Origin of the sequence: Oribacterium sp. C9 (genome assembly GCF_002007235.1) — a bacterium.
Taxonomy (GTDB): Bacteria; Bacillota; Clostridia; order Lachnospirales; family Lachnospiraceae; genus Oribacterium.
This window is the reverse complement of the sequence record NZ_MUHW01000021.1, coordinates 60,344-82,653: the sequence shown is the minus strand read 5'-3', so window position 1 is coordinate 82,653 and position 22,310 is coordinate 60,344. Positions and strand designations below refer to the sequence as shown.

The window sequence follows — 22,310 nt, the reverse complement described above, 5'->3', positions numbered from 1 at the left end:
TGCCGAACGGCACGTACGGTGGTGTGAGAGGGGGATTATATTCCCCCTACTCGATTATAATAATCCCAAGTGAAGCCGAAGTTTATGGTGATAGCCTGACCATATGATGTAATGAGGATAAAAGAAGTGAAAACTACAGGACGAAGACATTATCCACTGCTTTGTTTGACAATGCTTATACTGGCACTTTGTGCGCTCATCGGCTGCAGCTCTGACGAAAGACCTGAGATAACATCACTGAGTCAGCTTTCCGAACCCGGACTAAGAATAGGAGTCATACTGGAATGCCCGGAGGAAAAATCCCTGCCCGAAGATTATCCTGAGGCTAAGATATTTTTGTATAACGACCCGCCTCTGGTATATGATGATCTGAAAAGCGGACGTTTAGACGCCTTTGTATATTCGCGTCGTCCTATGGAAATAGCTATAGAAAACGGAACCGAGGGCGTATGTATACTCGAAGAGGATTACAGTTCAAATAAGGTTGCCGTCGGGATATCGCCCAAGTCCGGGATACCTGATTTCAAAAATAAGGTGAACAGATTCATTGCTGAGTTGAAGGCTGACGGAACGCTGGACGATATGTACGATCGCTGGGTCATTAAGGGAGATACGAAAATACCGGATATACCTGTTGCGGAGAATCCATCTCTTCATTTGACAGTGGCAACAGCAGGTACATTACAGCCGTATACTTATTTTGTAGGTACTGAACTGAACGGTTATGATATCGAACTGGCAAAGCGCTTTGCGGCTTGGATGAATGCAGAGCTTGAATTCAAGCTCTATGATTTTAAAAGCATAGTTGCCGCAGCTCAGAGCGGTGATGTGGACTGCATCATGTCAAATCTGTTTTACACGGATGAAAGAGGTGAAGGCATTCCGTATTCTGATATCCTGTTCATAGAAAGAACCGCTGTAATGGTCAGGGATCCGGATGCTGTTACAGGGGGAAGCGGAGAGATTATATCCGGGATATATTCAAGTTTCCATAAGACATTTATACGTGAAGACCGCTGGAAGCTGTTTTTGAGTGGAGTTGAAACCACACTTGTTATTACATTTTTTTCTATCCTTTGCGGAACCTTACTGGGATTTTATGCATTTATGCTTTGCAGGAATGGGAATCCTGTTGCGAATTTTGTGTCCGGTACCATGATATGGCTTGTGCAGGGTATGCCTGTAGTTGTACTTCTCATGATACTTTACTTCGTTGTATTTGAGTCTATAGTGATTTCCGGTGTTGTGGTCTCCATCATAGGATTTACGCTGGTATTCGGCGCTTCTGTTTTCCAGATGGTCAAATCCGGGGTCGATGCCATTGACCGTGGACAGATGGAGGCTGCCAATGCACTCGGATATTCCGATACTTTCGCCTTTTTCCGGTTTATTTTGCCTCAGGCGTTGCCGCATTTCATACCTGCATACAGGTCAGAGGTGACAGCAACCATAAAGGCAACGGCTATTGTCGGATATATAGCAGTTCAGGATCTCACAAAGATGGGAGATATAGTTCGAGGACGTACTTATGAGGCGTTTTTTCCTCTGGTATCGGTGGCAGTCATATATTTTCTTCTGGAAGCATTACTGAAGATTTTGGTAGACAGAATGGTGGATCCCTTCGATTTCAGGAAGAGAAAACCGGAGGAGATACTGAAGGGAATCAATGTGAAGGTATCTGAGAAGGAATAGTCTTAAAAAGTTTTCAAAAAAAGCTGAAAAATAACTTATACTTGTCTCTTTGGGTGTCGAAATCTTTTGAGTAGCTCAAAAATAAAATTGAAGGGGAAAAAGATATGAAAAAAATTATTTCACTTGTATTGGCATTGGCACTGCCTCTCGGTCTTGCAGCATGCGGCACCACATCTGTTCCTGTTGCAGGCACTGAAGCTTCTGCTGTTGAAAGTACAGAAAGTACAGTCATTTCTCTTGAAGAAAAGAAAGCTGAAAGGGAGGGGGCACTTCCAAAATGGGATCCTTCGTCTCCTGCGATGCAGTCTCTGGTAGAGTTTGTAAGTGCGTCTGTTGATGAGAATTCAGACGGATTTATCCCTGTAAAGGACAGAATCGCGGTATTTGATATGGACGGAACACTTACATGTGAAACATACTTTACATATTACGATACATGTATGTTCATAAGCTATTGTCTGGAGGATCATCCTGAAAGAGTATCCGATGAGCTTAAGGCAGCAGCCCGTGAGATCAAGCCGGGATATACAGCAGGTGAGGAGCTTGCCCGAAACTTCGCAAAGGCATACGCAGGCATGACGGTTGAAGAGCTCTATGATTATGCGGTAGAGTTCGGACAGAAGAAGACAAAAAGCTTCAACAATATGCGTTACATAGACGGCTTCTATCTTCCTATGGTGGAGGTTGTAAAGTATCTTTATGACAATGACTACACCGTTTACGTTGTGAGCGGAACAGAGCGTACAACAACGAGAGCTATAGTTGACAATTCACCTATCAGCGAATATGTTTCTCCGAGTCATGTTATCGGAACTGCATTTGAAGTTAAGGTAAAGGGCAATGAGGATGTATCATCCAATATGGATTTCAAGTATAAGGATGGAGATGAGCTTGTATTTACAGGCGGCTTTATCCAGAAGAATCTGAATGCAAACAAGACCATCTGGATCGAAAGAGAGATCGGACAGCGTCCTGTACTTGCATTCGGTAACAGCGGAAGTGATACAAGCATGATGAATTATGTTATAGATAAGAGAAATCCTTATCCTTCACAGGCTTATATGGTAGTGGCAGATGATGATGTACGCGAATGGGGAACACAGAACTGGGAAGAAAAATCAGCTCAGTATAAGGAGCAGGGCTATGTTCCTGTCTCTATGAGGACAGACTTCGCAGAGATCTACCCTGAGGGTATTACAAAGGCCGCTGCCCAGTACACTGAACCTGAGACAAGTGATGCAGGAAAGGCTGAAGTAAGGCCTGCTGCATGATCATACAGCTATAATGTACATACTTAGAAAGACAACGATGGAATCAGTATATGATTCCACGTTGTCTTTTTTTGTCATAACACGATCAGGGGACGAATCTTTCTGTACAAATATGTATTTCACTGAAATCGGGGTTGAATCATAGTGAAAGATGTATGGTTCAATACAAATACAAAGTTGTATTGTTTTTTTGTCACGCAAAATCTATATGTATGGGTATGTGACAATCAATCAGGGCGAAAATAGGCGTAAATTGTGCATTATTCATGTTGTTAAAGATTAAACATTGATCAAGTTCGTTGAAAAAGTTTGATTTAAATACAACTTATGCAAAATATTGCCTTGTATTTTATTGCAAATAAACAAGCACGCTGTTAAACTTTAGCTAAGAGTTGTGAAAAACAACTAAGTTCGTGTTTAATTTAATAATGGAGGTTGTGTGATGAGAAAAATTCTCAAAAAAGTTGCGGCCGTTGCAGCGTCCGTAGCTATGGTTACCGGACTTGTAGCTTGTGGTAGTAGTTCTTCTTCCTCTGGTTCTTCAGCAGGAGGCGGCGGACAGGCAATCGAAAACAAGGACATTAAGATCGGTGTGTCCATCTGGTCTTCAACAGATGTTCTTGGATCACAGTGTAAGCAGATCCTGGATGAGGCCGCAAAGTCTCTTGGTGTTCAGGTTCAGTATGTGGATCAGGGACATGTTTCCGAGAAGGTAACAGCATCTGTTGAGCAGCTTGCAGCAGCAGGCTGTCAGGGAATCGTAATCTGTAACTCTTCTGATACAGAGATGACTTCTGCAATCAAGACATGTAATGATAATAAGGTTTATCTTGCACAGTTCTTCCGTGTTATTTCAAAGGATAACAGTGCAGACATTTATAAGGCTGCTACAGATTCTCCATATTATGTAGGTGCAGTTCATGAGAACGAGCCTGAAAATGGTGAAAAGCTTGTAAACATCCTTCTGGATAAGGGTGATCGTAACATCGGTCTCATCGGTTGGGAGCAGGGCGATGCTACATGGCTCGGAAGATGGGAAGGCTATAAGGCAGGCGTAGAGAAGTGGAACAAGGAGCATCCGGATGATCAGGCAAAGCTTTCTGAGCCACAGTACGCAGGTACAACATCTGAGGGTGGTTCAAAGGCTGCTGAAGCTCTTATGTCAGCTGATCCTACACTTGATGCACTTATTCCTGCCGGCGGCGGCGGAGATCCTCTTCAGGGCGCTATCGCAGCAGTTGAGCGTGCAGGAAAGACACAGGATATCGATATCGTATCTACAGACTTCCTTCCTGATCTCGGAGAGAGACTTGCAAACGGTTCTATGGCAGGTGAGTCCGGTGGACATTACTGTGATCCGCTGATCGCTTTCATGATGGTTTACAACGCTATCAAGGGCAATTACACAGGATTTGAAGGAAAGTTCAATGACGTTCCGTTCCCATATCTTTTTGTTTCATCTGCAGATGATTACAAGGCTTATGAGAAGTATTTCGTAGATCAGCTTCCATATACCGATGAAGAGCTTGTTGAGATGTCAAAGCTTGATTTCGATGGACTGAAGGAGGCAGCTGCAAAGATCTCTATCGAGGATGCTGCTGCACGTGCAGGGAAATAATTTATAGATCTGTTCTGAAACAGACAAAAGAGCCGGTATCGAGCGTGGGCACAGATACCGGCTCGGTTTTTAAAAAGTTTGATGAGGTAATGAGATGAGTTCTTCCACTGTGACAATGGGACAAAAAAAGATTACAGGAAGCCTCCGTGGTTATTTGATTTTATTATTTCTGGTCGTCCTTTCCTGGGGTATCTTTAAAGTGCTGACACCGAACAATTTCGGGTCATTTAATAATATGCTCAGCTATTTTCAGGCCAGCCTGATCGCCAGTGTAGGCGCTGTAGGATTCTATTTTGTTATGGTCATGGGCATGTTTGACTTTTCAATCGGCGCAAATATCATGCTTTCAGCTATTGTGGGCTGTGTTTTCGCAACAAAATTCGGACTTGGATATATAGGTCTGGTTCTGGGCGCTTTACTCTGTGGCTGCCTGGTAGGCTTATTTAACGGAAGCTTCTACGTAAAGCTTCGTATACCGTCTATGATAGTTACAACGGGTCTTGCTTTGATATATGAGGCAGTTGCCAACTATATCGCAGGCGGTGTGGAGCAGACATTACCGGCCGATCTCAGAATGTTCGGACAGATGCCGGGAGACATCGTTCTCGCTGTAGCTGCTTTTATAGTAGCGTATGTTTTTCTTAATTATACGAAAATAGGTACGTATACCTATGCCATCGGAAGCAATGAATTTGTGGCAAAAAACATGGGTATCAACGTAAATAAATATAAGGTGCTTGCCTTCATATTGAGCGGTGGATTTTTAGGTATCATGGCAGTCCTGACCATAAGCTATGGCTCATCCATGGTTGCGGTTACAGGTATGGCATCCATGAGCCGTAACTTCGTTCCTACCATGGGCTGTTTCTTCGGTATCGCGTTCAAGAAATACGGAATACCACTTCAGGCTATCATCATAGGAGAGTTTATCATCAATATCATTTTCTTCGGCTTTATCGCATTGGGAGCTCCTACGGCAATTCAGGATGTGATCACAGGCTTTGCACTCCTGATAATCATTACCGTGACCTCAAAGATCAAAAAGGGCGAGATTGTTAAGTGATACAGGAGGGCGCAATGAGTGAAATTCGTTTACAGGTAAATAATCTTTGCAAATCCTTCGGTATTACGAAGGCGGTTCAAAATGTTTCTTTTACGATCAACAAAGGAGAGGTTCATGCACTGATAGGTGAAAACGGATCAGGTAAATCCACCCTGACCAATATGCTCACCGGTATCTATAGTATCGATAGCGGAACCTTCGTACTGGACGGAGAGGAGATACATCCTAAAAATCAGGTAGATGCCAATGATCACGGTGTTTCCATCATAGTTCAGGAATTGGGTACATTATCCGGTCTTACCGTTGCTGAAAACATTTTCCTCGGACATGAAGACCGGTTTGTGAAGTTCGGTATCAAAAACACAAAGCAGATGATCAAGGAAGCCAATGAGCTTTTGGAGCGTTATGGCTTTGACCGTATCAAAGCACAGCGAATGATCGATGATTACAATTTCGAAGACAGAAAGCTGGTAGAGATAGTCAAGGCTACATATTTTGATCCGAAGATAGTAGTCATAGATGAGACTACAACAGCACTTTCACAGGAAGGTCGTAATGAGCTTTACAAGGTTATGGACAGGATACGTGAGAGCGGCAATACCATCATTTTCATTTCCCATGACCTTCAGGAAGTTCTGGAGAGATCAGATACCATTACGATATTACGTGATGGCGTATACATTGACACAGTAAAGAGCAAGGATGTCACGGAAGAGGATCTGAAGCGTCTTATGGTAGGACGTGAGGTTACAGGTGATTACTATCGTTCTGACTATGGCAGCGTGATCTCTGATGAGGTAGTGCTTTCAGTGAAGGATGTTTCGGTTCCGGGACTTTTGAGTAATCTGAATTTCGAGCTTCATAAAGGAGAGATCCTTGGGTTTGGAGGACTGTCAGAGTCAGGTATGCACGAGGTTGGAAAAGCGATCTTCGGTGCCTCCTATGACCGAGAGGGTACTGTAAAGCTTGCTGACGGCACAGAGATAAATGATATCCCTACCGCTATCCGTCACAGCATAGCGTATACCTCTAAGGACAGAGACAATGAATCCGTTGTACTGAATCAGAGCATAATGGATAATATCTGCCTACCATCTCTGGATGAGCTTTCGGATAAGAGACATATGCTTCACGATAAAAAGCTGAGAAGCTTTGCGGATAAATTCGCCAAAGAGATGTCTGTAAAGATGGTAAATGTCGATCAGTTTGTATCGGATCTTTCAGGCGGAAACAAGCAGAAGGTCGTTTTGGCGAGATGGATTGGTAAGGACTCGGATATAGTTGTTCTGGATAGTCCGACCAGAGGAATCGACATAAAGGTAAAGCAGGATATCTATCAGCTTATGGATCGAATGAGAAAAGACGGAAAGTCTATCATCATGATCTCGGAAGAGCTGATGGAACTTATCGGAATGTGTGATCGAATCATCATCATGAAGGATGGAATGATCAGTGGACAGATCGAGAGACATGAGACTCTGGATGAGAATAATCTGATCACTATGATGGTATAAGGAGGAATTATGGCTCAATCAGGTAATGCTGGAACAACAGCAACAAAAGATCAGGTAAAGAAAGTATCCGAGATGTCCCTGATCAGGACGTTTCTTCCCATCGTTGGTCTGATCATAGTTTTTTTGACTTTCAACGTACTGACAAACTTTAGAATGATAAAAAACATGCCATTGGTTCTTTCACAGATCTATGTGACCATGATAGCAACGACCGGTGTGTTTTTCATCATGACCATGGGCGGACTTGATTTTTCACAGGGTTCCATACTGGGAATCGCTTCCATAGTGGTATGTCTGGTATCAAAAGTCAGCATACCTTTAAGTATAGTAAGCGGAATACTTGCAGGTGCTATGATAGGAGCATTTAACGGATACTTCTATGTATATCGTAAGATCAAATCCTTTATCGTAACTATCTGTACCATGTTTTTATTCCGCGGATTCATAAAGTATATGACCACCAATGCGCCTGTTGCAGGATCTGCTTCTCTTATCAATTACGACAGTACAGGTTTAAAGGTTGTATTGACACTGGTTATACTTGTGATCGGTTTTGTGCTTTTCAGATATACAAAATTCGGAACATATCTGAAGGCTATAGGTGCAGGTGAAAAAGCAGCCATGTTTTCCGGTGTAAGGACTGATCTCATGAAGTTCTGGGTATATGTACTTTCCGGAGCCATCACAGGCTTTGCAGCTTTTGTCAATGTTATCAAGGTAGGATCGGTGACATCCTCAGGTGGAAATCAGCTGGAGACACAGATCCTGATCGCTTTGGTACTTGGAGGCATGCCGATTTCCGGCGGTGCGAAGGTTCGATTTGAAAATATCATCGTAGGTTCACTTTTGTATATCGTCCTTAACAGCGGTCTCACTATGATGGGATTTTCAACACAGATGATGCAGCTCATACAGGGAATAGTATTCCTGGTATTTGTAGCGATATTCGCTGATCGAAAGTCATTACAGGTTATCAAGTAAAGACATGATGCCTGAATCCCTTATACCATTTAAAGAGTTAATGACATGACTAAGGAAACAGATAAACATATCAACGAAAACCTAAAATATCAGAAATTATATAAGTGGGGACGAACACTTATTTTGAGTGGAGTGTTGAAGGACGGCGAAAAGTTCATGTCTGAACACGTATTGGAAAAGAAGTTCGGATACTCCAGACAGACCGTACGTGCAGCCCTGGAAAAGATGGAGCAGGAAGGGCTTATCCAGAGAGTCAGAGGCAGCGGAACCTATGTATCTTATCATAATGAAGCAGGGGAGGAAGGTGATGATAAGCCGCATATAGGATTGATTCTAAGCTATTTTGCCGATTATCTGTTTCCCGAGGTATATGCGGGAATCGAATCGGTCATGAAGGAGCAGGGATTTCAGATCGATGTGGCAATCACGAGAAATCATCTCAATGAGGAGACCATGTACCTTGAGAATTTTCTGAAGTCAGGAGTATCCGGGCTCATCATAGAGGGTACACGTACCAGCTTCCCGAATCCTAATCTTCGCCTGTATAAGGATATCAAGCGCAGGAATATTCCTACGATCTTTATCCATAATCATTATGCCAATATTCCATTTGACAGCGTAGAAATGTATGATTCAAAGGGAAGCTATGAGCTGACCAGAAAACTCATCGATAACGGTCACAGGAAAATCGGTGGCATGTTCAAGTATGATGATATGCAGGGAATGGAGCGTTATCGTGGATTTACAGAGTGTCTGTCGGATTTCGGTCTTCGTTATGATGACTGCTGGATCCGGTGGTATTCCACAAAGGATATGGAGGAAAAATTCAGCAAAAAAAGTCTGATGGAGTTTTATCGCAGAACTAAGGAGTGTACGGCACTTTTTTTCTATAACGATGAGATCGCCTACAGATATATGGATTTTCTGACTGAACGAGGTGTGAAGGTTCCCGATGATGTTTCTGTAGTGTCCTTTGATGATGCCAAAATGCAGGAGACCGGTGCAGTGAAGGTTTTATCTGTAGTCCATCCAAAGTATGAGCTTGGTAGACTTACCGCAAAGAATCTTCTTCGCATGATGAATGATCCTGAATGGACCCATCATAATTATGCATATAAATTCCCTGTTTCATTTAATTCAGGTAATTCGGTAAAAGATATGACATGATCTGAGTTTTATAAGTTTATATCCCATTTGTGCCTGCACAAATGGGATATTTTTTATTATAGTAAAGTGCTTTGATCAGAATCAGACGTTAAGTACGTTCTTGTGGAAATGATGCAAGGTATCATCAAAGTCTGTATTCTTGCGGGAATAATACATATATCATCGAAGTCTGTATTCTCGTGGGGACATGCCGAAGGTATCCCTGAAAAGTCGATGAAAATAGCTGGTATTCTCATAGCCTACGGAAAATGATATATCAACTGTCGACAGTCCGGTGTTTTTCAGGAGTCCTGCTGCAGTTTTCATACGCTTTTCCATGAGAAGCTCCTTGAAGGTCTTCCCGGTATTCTTTTTTATAAGCCGGCTCATGAAATATATGTCAACATTCTCTTTTTCGATGAAGTCTGAAAGAGAAGCATCTTTATACTCGGTTTCTATGAAATTCAGAAAATGTATCATCAGATTCTGTTCATAAGAGTTTTCGGGCACAAGGATGTCAACAGCCATACTGACCAGATGTTCGAAAAGAAGAGCCATATACTGTTGAGCGAGACTTCTGGTATGTTCAGGTGTCTCCAGCATGAGCCATATGAGATTTTCCATCAGGTTCTGTACCGGAAGCATGTTACGTGCCGGAAAATACAGATAATTTCCACCCATATCGGAATCAGTCAGACAGCTGACTAAAAAATCTCTCAGCGGATTGTGATCCTTTGATATTCCCGGAAGAACCTCGTTAAAAAACTGGGGACGTATCATGATATTAACAGCTATATCGTCCTTGGAGGCAGGAAGTATCTCCTGGGTGGCATGCTGGTTCATAAAAAGAAGATCACCCTCGGAAAGAGTGATGGACTGCCCGTCGATGATATGACCTGTTTCTCCCTGACACATATATACAAATTCGATGTAATTGTGACTGTGCTTTGGAAAATGCACAAATCTGGTATGAGGTCTGATATCAATGAGCTTACCGTTATCGAGAACTATAGAGTGATCGATAACGGTATTTTTTTCGTCTTTGTCGGGAGCATAGTAAAGAGAACGATCTATGGTTCGGTGTCCCTTCAGGAGTTCTCTCTCTTCATCAGTTAACTGAGAAAGCCGGTTCAATATTTCTTTATTCACTTCACCATACCTCCCATAGTGCAGTCGGATCTTGGCATTGATCATATATGGATATGCCGTTCTTGCAGGCTTATAAGATGATATACCTAAAACCGCAAAAATGCAAATCAGGACGTAATATATATCAAATTTCGACATATGAGAGCAAATCAGAACTAAATATAATAGATACATATCTTTGATGGATGAAATCGTGATGTGGTTATCATGAGTACATCGGGGCTTCAAAGGATCGCTGTGAGATTTTATTAAATGGTTTCTTTTGAAGCGGATCATAATCAGAAAGGGAGATAAAAATGAGTTTTAGTGAAAGACTAGAGGCGGCAAAAAAACGATATGAGGCTGTGGGAGTAGATGTTGAAAGGGCTATGGAAGAAGCCGGAAGGATAACATTGTCTATGCACTGCTGGCAGGGGGATGACGTGATGGGATTCGACCAGAAGGGACCTCTTTCAGGCGGCATACAGACAACAGGAAACTATCCTTATCGTGCCAGAACACCCAAGGAGCTTTTTCAGGATATAGAGAAGGTTCTTAGCTTCGTACCCGGAAAGCATCATAAGCTTAATCTTCATGCAAGCTATGCAATCTTCGAAGAAGACGAATGGGCAGACAGAAACCAGTTACAGCCTGAGCACTTCAAAAAATGGGCAGAGCTTGCGAAAAAGAACGGACTGGGTCTGGATTTCAATCCTACATTTTTCAGTCATCCGCTGGCAGAGAGCGCGACACTTTCTTCTGAAAATGAGGAGGTCAGAAAATTCTGGATACAGCATGGAATTCAGTCACTTAAGATCTCGGAATATCTTGCTACGGAAACAGGGGTTCCGTGTCTCATGAACATCTGGATACCTGATGGATTCAAGGATATACCTGCTGACAGAAAGGGACCTCGCGAGAGACTCAAGGATTCTCTGGATCAGATCCTCGCCACACCGTATGACAGAGATAAGGTAAAGGTTTCCGTAGAATCCAAGGTCTTCGGTATAGGTATGGAATCCATGACAGTAGGTTCTCATGAGTTTTATATGAACTATGCGGCAAAGAACGGAATTTACTGTCTCATAGATACAGGACACTTCCACCCGACCGAGAATGTTGCGGACAAGCTTTCGTCAATGCTTCTTTTCAACGATAAGGTAGCACTCCATGTTTCACGCCCGGTACGCTGGGATTCTGATCATGTGGTTCTTTTCAACGATGATCTGAGAGAGCTTGCGGAGGAGATAGTACGTAACGGTGCAGACCGCTTCTTCATCGGTATGGACTACTTTGATGCATCAATAAACAGGGTTTCCGCATGGACAAACGGAATGAGAAATATGGAGAAGGCACTTCTCTATGCATGTCTCACACCGAACCAAAAGCTAAAGGAGCTTCAGGATGATCGAAACTTCACAGAACTTATGAGCTTAAGAGAAAGAGTAAAGACACTTCCATTTGGCGATGTCTGGGATGCGTACTGCGAAAAGGCGGGAGTACTAACTGAGGATGAGTGGTTCGAAGACTGCAGGAAATATGAGGAGCAGGTTCTTTCTAAGAGAAAATAAAGACAGGAGAAAAATTATGAAAGTATTGGATTCTGAATTGATAAAGGGCTTTACAAGAATGTGTCAGGACGGCTTTGATCAGGGCTGGCATGAGAGAAACGGCGGTAATCTGAGCTACAGAATGAAGGATGAGGAGGTTGCCGGATTAAAAGATGATTTCAGCTTCGATGCAGAGTGGCAGGAGATAGGAACAGAGGTTCCGGAGCTTCACGACCTTTACTTCGTGGTCACAGGATCAGGCAGGTACATGAGAAATATGCAGACAGATCCTGCTTCAAATCTCTGTATCATCAGACTGGACAGTACAGGTACAAAGTATCAGATAGTATGGGGACTTGTAAATGGCGGAAGACCTACATCCGAGCTTCCTACTCATCTTATGAATCTTCAGGTTCTTAAGAGAAGGGATGAGGATATCCGCGTGGTATATCACTGTCATCCGGCAAATGTTATCGCTCTCACATATGTTCTTCCCCTTAACGACAGAGTTTTCACCAGAGAGATCTTTGAGATGGCAACAGAATGTCCCGTAGTCTTCCCGAAGGGAATCGGCGTCATCCCATGGCTGCTCTGCGGCGGAAAGCTCATCGGAGAAGCCACAGCAAAGGTTATGGAAACAAAGGATTTTGCGGTATGGGCACACCATGGGGCGTTCGCCTGCGGTACAGACTTTGACATTACCTTCGGACTCATGCATACGGTTGAAAAGGCTGCAGAGGTACTTGTAAAGGTAATGTCTATCACAGACAGAAAACTGAACACCATAACACCGGATCAGTTCAGGGAACTGAATAAGCCTTTCGGCATCGAGATAGATGAGCAGTTCCTCTATGAGAGAAAAACAGATCTCATCGGGGAAATACCGGAAGACTGACAATTTGTTATGGAGAAATTTATGGATAGAAAATACTTTTTGGCAGTGGATATAGGCGCCTCCAGCGGGCGCCATATCCTTGCTCATCTTGAGGACGGAAAAATAGTACTTGAAGAGATATATCGTTTCAAAAACGGTATGGACACAGAGAACGGGCATAGGATCTGGGATACGGAAAGACTTTTCCGGGAGATAAAGACCGGAATGAAGAAATGCTGTGAAGACGGAAAGATTCCCGTATCCATGGCTATAGATACATGGGCAGTTGACTATGTACTTCTCGATAAAGACGGGAAAAGACTCGGACCCTGCTATGCCTACAGGGATGCCCGTACCGAAAACATGGATAAGGAAGTCTTCGGACGGATCTCTGAAAGAGAGCTGTATGAGAGGACAGGAATACAGAAGGCGGGGTTTAACACCATATTTCAGCTTATGGCGGTGAAAAATGAGCATCCGGAGTGGCTCGAAAAGGCTGAAAGCTTACTTATGGTACCGGATTATCTCAACTTTCTTCTGACCGGTGTAAAGAAGCAGGAATATACAAACGCCACAACTACCCAGCTTGTCAATGCCTACACTCATGACTGGGACCGTGAGCTTATAGAAAAGCTTGAGCTTCCGGGCAGACTTTTCCGCGAGATATCGGAACCGGGAACTGAAGCAGGGCTACTTCTCGATTCTGTAAAAGAAGAGACAGGTTTCAACTGTAAGGTGATACTTCCTGCTACTCATGACACCGGTTCTGCAGTAATGAGCCTCCCGACCCAGAAGGATGATGTTCTCTATATTTCTTCCGGTACATGGTCACTTCTCGGAACAGAGCTTTTGAAACCAAACACCTCACTGGCTGCTCAAGGGGCCAATTTCACAAATGAAGGAGGCTACTCCTACAGATACCGTTTCCTGAAGAATATCATGGGTCTCTGGATGATACAGTCGGTTCAGAAGGAGCTTATGGAAAACGATAGAACTAAACAGGATCTCAGCTTCGCTAACCTTTGCAAGATGGCATCTATTAGTAAGATCCCTTCTGTTGTCGATGCAAATGATTCGAGATTTCTTGCACCTTTATCCATGATAGAGGAGGTACGTTCCGCATGCAGAGAAACAGGACAGCAGGTTCCTGAGTCTCCATGGGAGATCGCGAGAGTCATCTATCGCTCACTTGCAAGATGCTATAAGTATGCGGTTGAAGAGCTGGAATCCATAAGCGGAAAGAAATACAATGCCATACATATTCTTGGAGGAGGCTCGAAAGCCGCATGGCTGAACGAGCTGACAGCAGAGGAAACAGGGCTCGAAGTCATCGCAGGACCATCAGAGGCTACGGCGCTTGGAAACATAGGTGCCCAGATGATACATGAGGGAAGCTTCAGCAGTCTGAAAGATTTCAGAAAAGCTGTAGAGGAATCAAAGGACAGCCTGTGACATCATTTTTTTGACTCAATAGCTGACCGCAATTTTGTTTGAAAAATCATCAAAGTCTGCAATATAAAAAGATTAAAATCAATCACTGTTTGATAAGATATGTAAAGAAATTAAGCATTGGAAAAACAAGAAGATTTAACTGTTGGCCAACATAAATCTCGGTTTAAACACAAGGGCTCTGTTTCCGGCATCCGGTAAAAATGAAGGAGCTTAGGACAGAGCAGCAGGAGGCATCACATGAAAAAAATACTGAAACGCATAGGTGCGGCATTCACAGCCTGTGCGCTTATATTGGCCGGTGGAACTTTCATAAGTGTAAAGGCAGCGGATTTCAGCGGAAGTATCCAGCTGAAGCTTGCCCATAATCAGCAGGACGGTTCGGAAATAGCCGACACCATAGCGAAATTCAGCGATTTTGCGGCAACAGATTCAAAAGGAGAGATATCGATCAAAATTTACCCGAGCGGTCAGCTGGGATCAGAGACTGAAGAGGTGGAGATGGTTCAGGCCGGCATCCTCGACATGGCAAAGGTCAGCTCCAACACCTTAGGTCAGTTCGACAACAGATACGCCATATTTGCACTTCCATATCTATTCACAAGTCAGGAGCATTATTACAAGGCAATGGAAAACAGTGAGGCTGTGAAGAAACTTTTCAGGTCAACTGCTGATCAGGGCTTCATCGCCATCGGTTACTATGCCAACGGCTCCAGAAATTACTACCTGAAAAAGGATGTCTGTGTAGATGATCCTTCGGATCTTGCGGGTATGAAGATAAGATCCATGGTAAGCACAACATCGATGGGCATGATCTCAGCCATGGGTGCAACACCTGTGCCAATGTCTTCAAGTGAGACCTATTCAGCTCTCCAGCAGGGAATAGTAGACGGAGCAGAGAACACTGAGCTCGCCCTTACGGTAAACGGACATGAGGATCTGGTAAGCTCATATACCTATACAGAACATCAGTATTCTCCTGATATCTACATCATCAGCACAAAGACATGGAATTCACTTACAGAGCCACAGCAGCAGGCACTTGAAAAAGCTCTCAGCGAGACAAATGATAATTTCAAGTCGGTTTATAATTCCATGATGGATGCAGCCATCGATGAGGCAAAGGAACACGGTGTAAAGATCTACAAGGGAATCGATAAAACAGCATTTATCGAGGCTGTTCAGCCGCTTCATCAGGAGTACATCACTCAGGGGGCTGAGTACAGAGAACTTTATGATGATATAGAGCTTTACAAGTGACTTTATGATATCGGTGAGTGTGAAAAGATCCGATAGAGACATTGACACTCACATCATCTGATAAGGAACAGGTCTTTTGAATCACAAAGCAGACTTTGATTCCTGTAGATCGAAAGGGGAAATGATGACCAAAACAGTTAATCGTATCATCGAGACCGTTATGGCGGTCCTGATAGTATGTATGGTAGGTGCCAATTTCTGGCAGATATTTACAAGATTCGTTCTCAATCATGCGGCAGACTGGACAGAGGAGTTCATGAGATATGCGCTTATCTGGCTCACGATGCTGGGCGTGCCTTATGCTTATGGAAAGAACCAGCATATCGCAATCGAGTTTGTAGTAGACAGCTTTTCCGAAAGAGGAAAGAAGATAAATGCCATATTTATCGAGACAGTGATACTGCTTCTCAGTGTATTTGTTTTCGTGGCAGGCGGAATCATGGTTACCATGAATGCCAGAGGACAGGTATCGGCGGCACTTCAGATGCCTATGGAGTTCTACTATCTGGGAGTTCCTGTAGCCGGATGCCTCATGGTTTTCTATACTGTACCGAGACTCATGGAGCTTATAAAACAAACAAAAGATGACAAGGCATTGACAGAAAGGAAGGCAGCGTGATGATGCAGGCACAGGCAGCGATAGTTCTTTTAGTAGTATTTTTCTTCCTTCTTTTCATGAAGGTTCCTATTTCTTTCAGTATCATTTCATCAGCCCTCGTGACCATCATCATGTTCATGGATCCGAACTTCGGAATGTTCATATCCGCACAGAAGATGGCGAGCGGCATCGATTCCTTCTCTTTACTTGCTGTTCCGTTCTTCATCCTTGCGGGAACGCTCATGAGTAACGGAGGTATAGCACAGAGGATAATCGATCTTGCGCTTCTGGTTCTCGGCAGAGTTCCGGGATCCCTTGCTCTGACAAATATTGCAGGAAACACCATCTTTGGTTCACTTTCCGGTTCCGGTATAGCGGCTGCGACAGCCATCGGCGGTGTCATGAACCCTCTCGAGAAGGAAAGAGGCTACGATGAAGCATTTGCAGCAGCAACCAACATCGCAACAGCACCTGTAGGACAGCTTATTCCTCCTACAAACGCCTTCATAGTTTATTCAGCGGCTGCAGGCGGAACTTCGGTAGCAGCGCTTCTTATGGCAGGATGGATACCGGGACTTCTCTGGGCTTTCCTCTGCGGAGCAGTAGCCTTTGTATATTCAGCGAAGCATGGATATGTAGTGAAGAGAGCTGAAGGTATAACCTTTAAGGAAGCCTGGCTTACTTTCTGGAGAGCTGTTCCATCACTTCTTATGATCGTTATCATAATCGGAGGTATCCTTTCAGGACTGTTCTCACCTACAGAGGCAGCCGGCGTAGCGGTGATCTATGCCTTCCTTCTTGCCGTATTTGTATACAGAAGCATTGGCATAAAGGATATGTACAAAGTACTCGTTGATGCAGGCACCATGACAACCATAGTAATGCTTATAATCGGTGCATCTCAGGTACTCAGCTTCGTACTTTCATTCACAGGGCTCCCACAGGCTATCAGTTCATTGCTCCTATCAGTATCCGGCAACAGAATCGTTATCCTGCTCATCATCAATATCATACTTCTTATCGTAGGCACATTTATGGACATGGCTCCTGCACTTATGATCTTTACCCCGATTTTCCTCCCCGTGGCAAAGAGCGTAGGTATGGATGAAATCCAGTTCGGTGTCATGATGGTAATGAATCTGGCCATAGGTACTGTGACCCCACCTGTGGGAAGCGTTCTTTTCGTAGGTTGTTCAGTTGCGAAGCTGAAGGTTGAGAATGTCATAAAGCGACTGATCCCGTACTTCCTTGTAGTGACAGTGGCGCTGCTGTTCGTGACATTCGTACCGGCTGTTTCAGAATGGCTTCCGAGAACACTGGGACTGATATAAATTGCAGGTGATTAACTTTTAACTCAGATGATCCACTACGGGTATCATACTGACGTAGACATTACGCTGCTTACGGTATTTCAGAGGTGAGATATTCATATAGGACTTGAAGATCTTTTCAAAATGTGTGGAAGAGTGGTATCCCACCTTTGAAGCTACGGAATCAATGCTTTCGTCGGACTCCTCCAGAAGCTGTTTCGCGGCACGTATGCGGTAAATGTTTATGTATTCGCGGATGTTGTATCCCGTTACCTCGTGGAAGGTGCGGCACAGATAGTATTTACTCAGGAAAAACTTTTTTGCGAGGAAATCAAGATCGATATCATCGCGATAGTGCTCTGAAAGATAATCGGCTATTTCATATGCATGACGAAGGTTTTTATTATCCTTGGTATCTGAAGATGCGTCAGGATATCTTTTCAGATCACGGGTCATATATAAAAGGAGCTCGATTACGCACAGCTCCATAGCCATCTGATAGTTGCTTGATTTATCCTGATATTCCTTTTTGAATCTGTAGTAGAAATCCATGAAATGATTCTGCTGCTCTTCATCGAGATGATATACACCATAGTTGGACCTGAAAAATCTCGTGAGATTGAGTGAAGGAAATCTGGATTCTATAGACTTCATACGGTCAGGAGTTATGTAAAGGATGATACGGTTATGACCGAGATCATCAACACCTGTAGATTTGGTCATATGAATGAGGTTAGAGTCTATGAGTATGAGGTCCCCCTTCGATGCATGATAGATACGGTTGTCAAAGAAGAAATCGCGATTTCCGTCCAGTATATAGAAAATCTCATATTCAGGATGAAAATGCTTTATCTTCATGTCGTACTGACCGTAACGGACCTTGTGTTCTACTGCAAGTCCGTCTATGGAACAGAAGAGAGTGAGTTTTTCATTTGCTTCTATCTTTGGTTCTACCATGATGACCTCCGGGGCAGTTGAAAAAGATGCGAACCTGATTCAGATAAAGTCTTGGCCTGACAAAAGAAAGTGAGTGTCAGTACTGATCGGTAAATATCAATCGTTTCGCGCTCTATAGTATAAAATATTCATCAGCAGCTGTAAACGTTTACACAGTTTAAATTACATCATTGGAGATAATACAGAAATGGAAATCAGCAAGAAGGAGATCGAAAAAAAACTCGATCTGGTCATACAGAAACTTATAAATCTGGACGGTCCCGAAAATGAGGATGAGCTAAAGGACAAGGGTGAATCCATTGGATATTTCAAAAGAGATTTCGGTATCAGCGAATGGGATTGGCCTCAGGGAATAGGTCTGTATGGTCTCATGAAGAAAATGGATGTTCAAGGCACAGAGGAGCAGATCGGATTCCTCAGGGACTGGTTCGACAAAAATCTCGAGAGGGGACTTCCATCCAGAAACATTAACACCACAACTCCGCTTCTCACTTTAACAGAACTTAATGAGAAACTAAGAGACAAACGCTATGAGGAACTTTGCCTTAGCTGGGCAGACTGGCTTATGAACTGTCTGCCTCGCACGAAGGAGGGGGGCTTCCAGCATGTGACCAGTGCCAACGGTGACAGGCAGGGAGTGAGACTCAATGAAAACGAAATGTGGATAGACACCATCTTCATGACCGTGCTTTTCCTGAATCGTATGGGACATAAATATCAGAATGAGGAGTGGATAAATGAGGGTATCCATCAGGTCCTCATGCATATCAAGTATCTGTATGATAAAAGGACGGGACTTTTCTACCACGGCTGGACCTTCAACGAGAGAAACAATTTCGGAGGTGTCTTCTGGTGCAGAGGAAACAGCTGGTTCACTCTGGGAATCCTGGATTATCTCGAGGATTTCAAAAAGCCGCTGAATCCCGGTGTCAAGCAGATGATACTTGACTGTTACAGAGCTCAGGTCACAGCACTTAAAAAGCTTCAGGCTCCTTCAGGTTTATGGCACACTGTGCTTGACGACAGTGAAAGCTATGAAGAGGTTTCAGGATCTGCAGCCATTGCAGCCGGAATTCTGAAGGGTATAAAGCTCGGTATACTTGATGATTCATTTAAACCCTGTGCTGAAAAAGCTATCAAGGGTATACTTTCAAATATCGATAAGGATGGGACAGTGCTCAATGTCTCCGGCGGTACAGGCATGGGTATGGACAAAGAGCATTATAAGAATATACTTATCGCGCCTATGGCTTACGGGCAGTCATTGACGATACTGGCACTGGTTGAAGCATTAAGATGCTGCAGGTAGATTTATCAAAGAGCTTTAAATCTTTGTAAATGAAGGGAGAAATCATGGAAAGAATGGCATGGAGAGGCAGGATCAAGCCGGGATGCAAGGAAGAATATATCAGGAGACACAATGAGATATGGCCTGAGATGGTGGAGGTGCTTAAGAGTGCAGGCATAGTTAATTACACCATATTTGCTGACGGTGACGAGCTCTTCGGGTACTATGAATGTGAAAAGGGCGTGGCATTTGCAGAAAAGACCCAGGCTGATAGCCCTGTCGTCGATAAGTGGAACGACTACATGAAGGATATACTTGAGCTTGTCATGGATCCTGAAACAGGTGCCCAGCCGAAGCTAGAGCCCGTGTTCAGGCTGGATTGATATATAGAGAATACATATAGTGTTATCTATCTGATATCGATATATCGAAATATTTCATTCGTATCAGCCGGTATCATGTTCCATCGGTTTTCACATAATTGAAAATTCAGGTTCGATCATCAGGCTATCAGGTTCCACACGGCACCTAAGAAACAGAATATCAACACCGGAGGTCTTTGCTTCTTCAAAAGCTGCTCCGAATTCAGGGTGCATCCCGATGTTAGGACGAACTTCGGATACACCCTCCATTTGTATGACGAAGGCGATTATAGCTTTGTATCCCTTTTGTGTGGCTGCAGTCAGTTCTCTGAGATGCTTGACGCCTCGTTCTGTCGGCGCATCCGGGAAATAGCCGACTCCGTCAACTTCCAGAGTACAGCCCTTAACCTCCATGAGATAACGTTCATCACCGCGTTCCATATAAAAATCTATCCGGGAATTCCCATAGGTATATTCAGGGATGACTTTATCAAAGTCCTGTGTGCTGAGCCACTCCTTTACAACCTTATTAGGTGCCTGACTGTCTATGTTGAAAAGGACACCTGTGTTTTTCTTTACAGCCACAAGATCATATCTTGTTTTTCTTCCCGGTGTTCCCGGTTCAGTCAAAAAGACTTCACATCCCGGAATCAGGAGTTCTTTACAGCGTCCTGTATTCTTTACATGGACAGTTTCTTTACAGCCGTTTACTTCTACTTCTGCGATGAAGCGATTCGGGCGTTTCAGAAAAGTTGCGGCGGTTATATTTGGATATTTCATAAAATAATCCCCTTTTTTAGCTATTAAAGTGAATTGAGCACTTTTAGATTTTGAAGAAATCCGTCATAAGTTTCAAACAGAATATCCTGACTTTAATACGTTTGAATCCCGATTTTACTGTAGAGTCTAAATTGCTGTCATTCCTGTCGTATCATTTTCCTGTACTGTGTAGGTGTAATTCCCTTTTCCTTTTTGAATACACGATTGAAATAGGTCATGTCATTCATACCACAGATGGATGCTATGGTGTGAACCGAATAATCTGAGGTGTTTAGAAGGAATATAGCACGTTCCACTCTCTTTTTGTTCACAAAACATGTAAAGGTACTTCTTGTTTCTTTCTTGAAAAGAGAGGCAAGATAACTTTTGTTCAGGCCAAGTTCTTCTGCGGTTTCCTGAAGTGTCAGCTCAGGTTCCGAGAGCTTTTGGGAGATATGATTCAGTATCTTCTGCATAACGGGAGAGTATCCGGCTGTGGACTGTTGCTGCACCAAAAGACAGTATTTTTTCAGGATCTCCCTGTGAACCTCTTTATCTTGAGTGGGAGTGGTCATGTTTTCAATTCTTACAGCCATTCTTCTTGACATTTCATCAAGATGTACAGGATGGACCTTCCCTCTTTCTGCGGCTTTTCTACAAAGTGTATTGAAAGCAAGAAGGTTGTTCTTTTTGCTTCTGAGAGTATTTGAGGATCTGTTATCAAGACCTCTGAAAGCTATGTCTGAACTGTAATGCATAGCCCGGTCGAAGTTGCCCCCGGAAATGGCATCCATTACCTTTTCTTCCAGATCATATCTATGCTCCAGCTGCTGCATGGTGTTTTCATTGGAAGTACTGTTTGCAGAAGTGAGATAGATTTCACTTTCTGTGCCCTCTTGTCTTATATATTCAATTTTATATTTACTCATTCCATATATGGTTTCTGCCAGTGTTTCAACATAGCTCTCCAGAGTACTGATATTTTCAATGTAAGTGAGAGAGGTATAGTACTGGTTGATAAACTGCCAGAGGCCTTCCGGTATATTGTGTTTCCGGCATATTTCCTGTGTACGCTGTATGCCCGGAGATTCCACAAGATAAGGACCCAGTATCATGGCGATAGGCAGCTCCTGCTCAGGAACAGGCAAAAGTATGTAACTGCAGTTATAGATGTCTGCAGCATAATATATGATCTTTTCCTGAGTAAAGGAATCACTGATGCCTTTAAAAGAAATGGTTTCAGCATCCCGTTTATTCAGAATGGTCTTTCGGAGCCCCATATCCAGATCTAAAGGAAGAGGTTCTCTGATATTTACGATATGGGTCTGAATTCCCATTTTGTCAAAATAACTTTTGGTAAATTCAAGAAATGAGTTCTGCATATGAATCTCCCTTAGTGTAATGTTTTTTACATGTCCTGATTTCCGACTTACGAATGCAGAAAAACACTGTGCCTCCAAAAACTGTACCTGCAAAAGCAAACATTAAAT

19 protein-coding genes are annotated in these 22,310 nt (G+C 43.3%); 15 read left to right on the top strand and 4 right to left on the bottom strand.

Translation table 11 applies throughout. The features are described from left to right. Nucleotides 1-126 precede the first annotated feature (126 nt). The 7 genes from BXO88_RS12875 (at nt 127) to BXO88_RS12845 (ending at nt 9,306) form a co-directional block, all read left to right on the top strand. A complete protein-coding gene (locus BXO88_RS12875) occupies nt 127-1,692 on the top strand; it encodes an ABC transporter substrate-binding protein/permease (protein WP_168171704.1) in 1,566 nt (521 codons plus the stop codon). 104 nt (nt 1,693-1,796) lie between these two features. After that, a complete protein-coding gene (locus tag BXO88_RS12870) occupies nt 1,797-2,963 on the top strand; it encodes an HAD family hydrolase (protein WP_078038133.1) in 1,167 nt (388 codons plus the stop codon). Nucleotides 2,964-3,405: 442 nt separating this feature from the next. Then, nucleotides 3,406-4,581, top strand: a complete 1,176-nt coding sequence (locus BXO88_RS12865) for a sugar ABC transporter substrate-binding protein (protein ID WP_078038132.1) — start codon at nt 3,406-3,408, stop codon at nt 4,579-4,581. A gap of 154 nt (nt 4,582-4,735) precedes the next feature. Next, a complete protein-coding gene (locus tag BXO88_RS12860) occupies nt 4,736-5,644 on the top strand; it encodes an ABC transporter permease (RefSeq protein WP_242945228.1) in 909 nt (302 codons plus the stop codon). A 14-nt stretch (nt 5,645-5,658) separates the two neighbouring features. Further along, a complete protein-coding gene (locus BXO88_RS12855) occupies nt 5,659-7,158 on the top strand; it encodes a sugar ABC transporter ATP-binding protein (RefSeq protein WP_078038130.1) in 1,500 nt (499 codons plus the stop codon). Nucleotides 7,159-7,167: 9 nt separating this feature from the next. After that, complete coding sequence (locus tag BXO88_RS12850; protein ID WP_078038129.1) at nt 7,168-8,139, top strand: ABC transporter permease; 972 nt, start codon at nt 7,168-7,170, stop codon at nt 8,137-8,139. Nucleotides 8,140-8,184: 45 nt separating this feature from the next. Next, the gene (locus tag BXO88_RS12845) at nt 8,185-9,306 is read left to right on the top strand and encodes a GntR family transcriptional regulator (protein ID WP_078038128.1); all 1,122 of its coding nucleotides are present in this window, start codon (nt 8,185-8,187) and stop codon (nt 9,304-9,306) included. A 159-nt stretch (nt 9,307-9,465) separates the two neighbouring features. On the opposite strand, the gene BXO88_RS12840 is transcribed toward BXO88_RS12845, so the two are convergent. After that, on the bottom strand, nt 9,466-10,434 hold the full coding sequence (locus BXO88_RS12840) for an AraC family transcriptional regulator (protein WP_078038127.1): 969 nt from the start codon (nt 10,432-10,434) through the stop codon (nt 9,466-9,468). 296 nt (nt 10,435-10,730) lie between these two features. Here BXO88_RS12840 and BXO88_RS12835 point away from each other — a divergent pair, with 296 nt between their 5' ends. The 6 genes from BXO88_RS12835 (at nt 10,731) to BXO88_RS12810 (ending at nt 17,475) form a co-directional block, all read left to right on the top strand. Continuing rightward, entirely contained in the window at nt 10,731-11,984 is a 1,254-nt protein-coding gene (locus BXO88_RS12835) for an L-rhamnose isomerase (protein WP_078038126.1), read from the top strand. Nucleotides 11,985-12,000: 16 nt separating this feature from the next. Further along, nucleotides 12,001-12,858 carry a rhamnulose-1-phosphate aldolase gene (gene rhaD, locus BXO88_RS12830; protein ID WP_078038125.1) on the top strand — a complete coding sequence of 286 codons (858 nt, stop codon included), beginning with the start codon at nt 12,001-12,003 and terminating at the stop codon, nt 12,856-12,858. A 21-nt stretch (nt 12,859-12,879) separates the two neighbouring features. Continuing rightward, entirely contained in the window at nt 12,880-14,289 is a 1,410-nt protein-coding gene (rhaB, locus tag BXO88_RS12825; RefSeq protein WP_078038124.1) for a rhamnulokinase, read from the top strand. A gap of 237 nt (nt 14,290-14,526) precedes the next feature. Beyond that, nucleotides 14,527-15,546, top strand: coding sequence for a TRAP transporter substrate-binding protein DctP (gene dctP / locus BXO88_RS12820; RefSeq protein ID WP_078038123.1), 1,020 nt, complete (start codon nt 14,527-14,529; stop codon nt 15,544-15,546). Nucleotides 15,547-15,667: 121 nt separating this feature from the next. Next, complete coding sequence (locus BXO88_RS12815) at nt 15,668-16,165, top strand: TRAP transporter small permease (protein WP_242945227.1); 498 nt, start codon at nt 15,668-15,670, stop codon at nt 16,163-16,165. A gap of 2 nt (nt 16,166-16,167) precedes the next feature. Beyond that, nucleotides 16,168-17,475 carry a TRAP transporter large permease gene (locus tag BXO88_RS12810; protein ID WP_078038137.1) on the top strand — a complete coding sequence of 436 codons (1,308 nt, stop codon included), beginning with the start codon at nt 16,168-16,170 and terminating at the stop codon, nt 17,473-17,475. Between the two features lie 18 nt (nt 17,476-17,493). Here BXO88_RS12810 and BXO88_RS12805 read toward each other — a convergent pair whose 3' ends face one another. Next, nucleotides 17,494-18,411: an AraC family transcriptional regulator gene (locus tag BXO88_RS12805; protein WP_078038121.1), complete on the bottom strand. Its 918-nt coding sequence runs from the start codon at nt 18,409-18,411 to the stop codon at nt 17,494-17,496. Between the two features lie 187 nt (nt 18,412-18,598). On the opposite strand from BXO88_RS12805, the gene BXO88_RS12800 reads away from it, so the two are divergent. Both BXO88_RS12800 and BXO88_RS12795 read left to right on the top strand, forming a co-directional pair. Continuing rightward, nucleotides 18,599-19,720 (top strand): glycoside hydrolase family 88/105 protein, encoded by a 1,122-nt coding sequence (locus tag BXO88_RS12800; RefSeq protein ID WP_078038120.1) that lies wholly within the window; start codon nt 18,599-18,601, stop codon nt 19,718-19,720. A 44-nt stretch (nt 19,721-19,764) separates the two neighbouring features. After that, on the top strand, nt 19,765-20,082 hold the full coding sequence (locus BXO88_RS12795) for an L-rhamnose mutarotase (RefSeq protein WP_078038119.1): 318 nt from the start codon (nt 19,765-19,767) through the stop codon (nt 20,080-20,082). Between the two features lie 90 nt (nt 20,083-20,172). Here the strand turns inward: BXO88_RS12795 and sfsA are convergent, their stop codons facing one another. Beyond that, nucleotides 20,173-20,841 (bottom strand): DNA/RNA nuclease SfsA, encoded by a 669-nt coding sequence (gene sfsA / locus BXO88_RS12790; protein ID WP_078038118.1) that lies wholly within the window; start codon nt 20,839-20,841, stop codon nt 20,173-20,175. Nucleotides 20,842-20,978: 137 nt separating this feature from the next. After that, a complete protein-coding gene (locus tag BXO88_RS12785) occupies nt 20,979-22,202 on the bottom strand; it encodes a helix-turn-helix domain-containing protein (RefSeq protein ID WP_078038117.1) in 1,224 nt (407 codons plus the stop codon). Nucleotides 22,203-22,310 lie beyond the last annotated feature (108 nt).

Excerpts from the sequence above, each read along its gene's own strand:
- BXO88_RS12870 (WP_078038133.1), top strand. The coding sequence starts at position 1,797 with ATGAAAAAAATTATTTCACTTGTATTGGCATTGGCACTGCCTCTCGGT.
- BXO88_RS12785 (WP_078038117.1), bottom strand. The coding sequence starts at position 22,202 with ATGCAGAACTCATTTCTTGAATTTACCAAAAGTTATTTTGACAAAATG.
- BXO88_RS12805 (WP_078038121.1), bottom strand. The coding sequence starts at position 18,411 with ATGGTAGAACCAAAGATAGAAGCAAATGAAAAACTCACTCTCTTCTGT.
- BXO88_RS12865 (WP_078038132.1), top strand. The coding sequence starts at position 3,406 with ATGAGAAAAATTCTCAAAAAAGTTGCGGCCGTTGCAGCGTCCGTAGCT.
- BXO88_RS12815 (WP_242945227.1), top strand. The coding sequence starts at position 15,668 with ATGATGACCAAAACAGTTAATCGTATCATCGAGACCGTTATGGCGGTC.
- rhaB (WP_078038124.1), top strand. The coding sequence starts at position 12,880 with ATGGATAGAAAATACTTTTTGGCAGTGGATATAGGCGCCTCCAGCGGG.
- BXO88_RS12855 (WP_078038130.1), top strand. The coding sequence starts at position 5,659 with ATGAGTGAAATTCGTTTACAGGTAAATAATCTTTGCAAATCCTTCGGT.
- BXO88_RS12850 (WP_078038129.1), top strand. The coding sequence starts at position 7,168 with ATGGCTCAATCAGGTAATGCTGGAACAACAGCAACAAAAGATCAGGTA.
- rhaD (WP_078038125.1), top strand. The coding sequence starts at position 12,001 with ATGAAAGTATTGGATTCTGAATTGATAAAGGGCTTTACAAGAATGTGT.
- sfsA (WP_078038118.1), bottom strand. The coding sequence starts at position 20,841 with ATGAAATATCCAAATATAACCGCCGCAACTTTTCTGAAACGCCCGAAT.
- BXO88_RS12845 (WP_078038128.1), top strand. The coding sequence starts at position 8,185 with ATGACTAAGGAAACAGATAAACATATCAACGAAAACCTAAAATATCAG.
- BXO88_RS12810 (WP_078038137.1), top strand. The coding sequence starts at position 16,168 with ATGCAGGCACAGGCAGCGATAGTTCTTTTAGTAGTATTTTTCTTCCTT.
- BXO88_RS12800 (WP_078038120.1), top strand. The coding sequence starts at position 18,599 with ATGGAAATCAGCAAGAAGGAGATCGAAAAAAAACTCGATCTGGTCATA.
- BXO88_RS12835 (WP_078038126.1), top strand. The coding sequence starts at position 10,731 with ATGAGTTTTAGTGAAAGACTAGAGGCGGCAAAAAAACGATATGAGGCT.
- dctP (WP_078038123.1), top strand. The coding sequence starts at position 14,527 with ATGAAAAAAATACTGAAACGCATAGGTGCGGCATTCACAGCCTGTGCG.
- BXO88_RS12795 (WP_078038119.1), top strand. The coding sequence starts at position 19,765 with ATGGAAAGAATGGCATGGAGAGGCAGGATCAAGCCGGGATGCAAGGAA.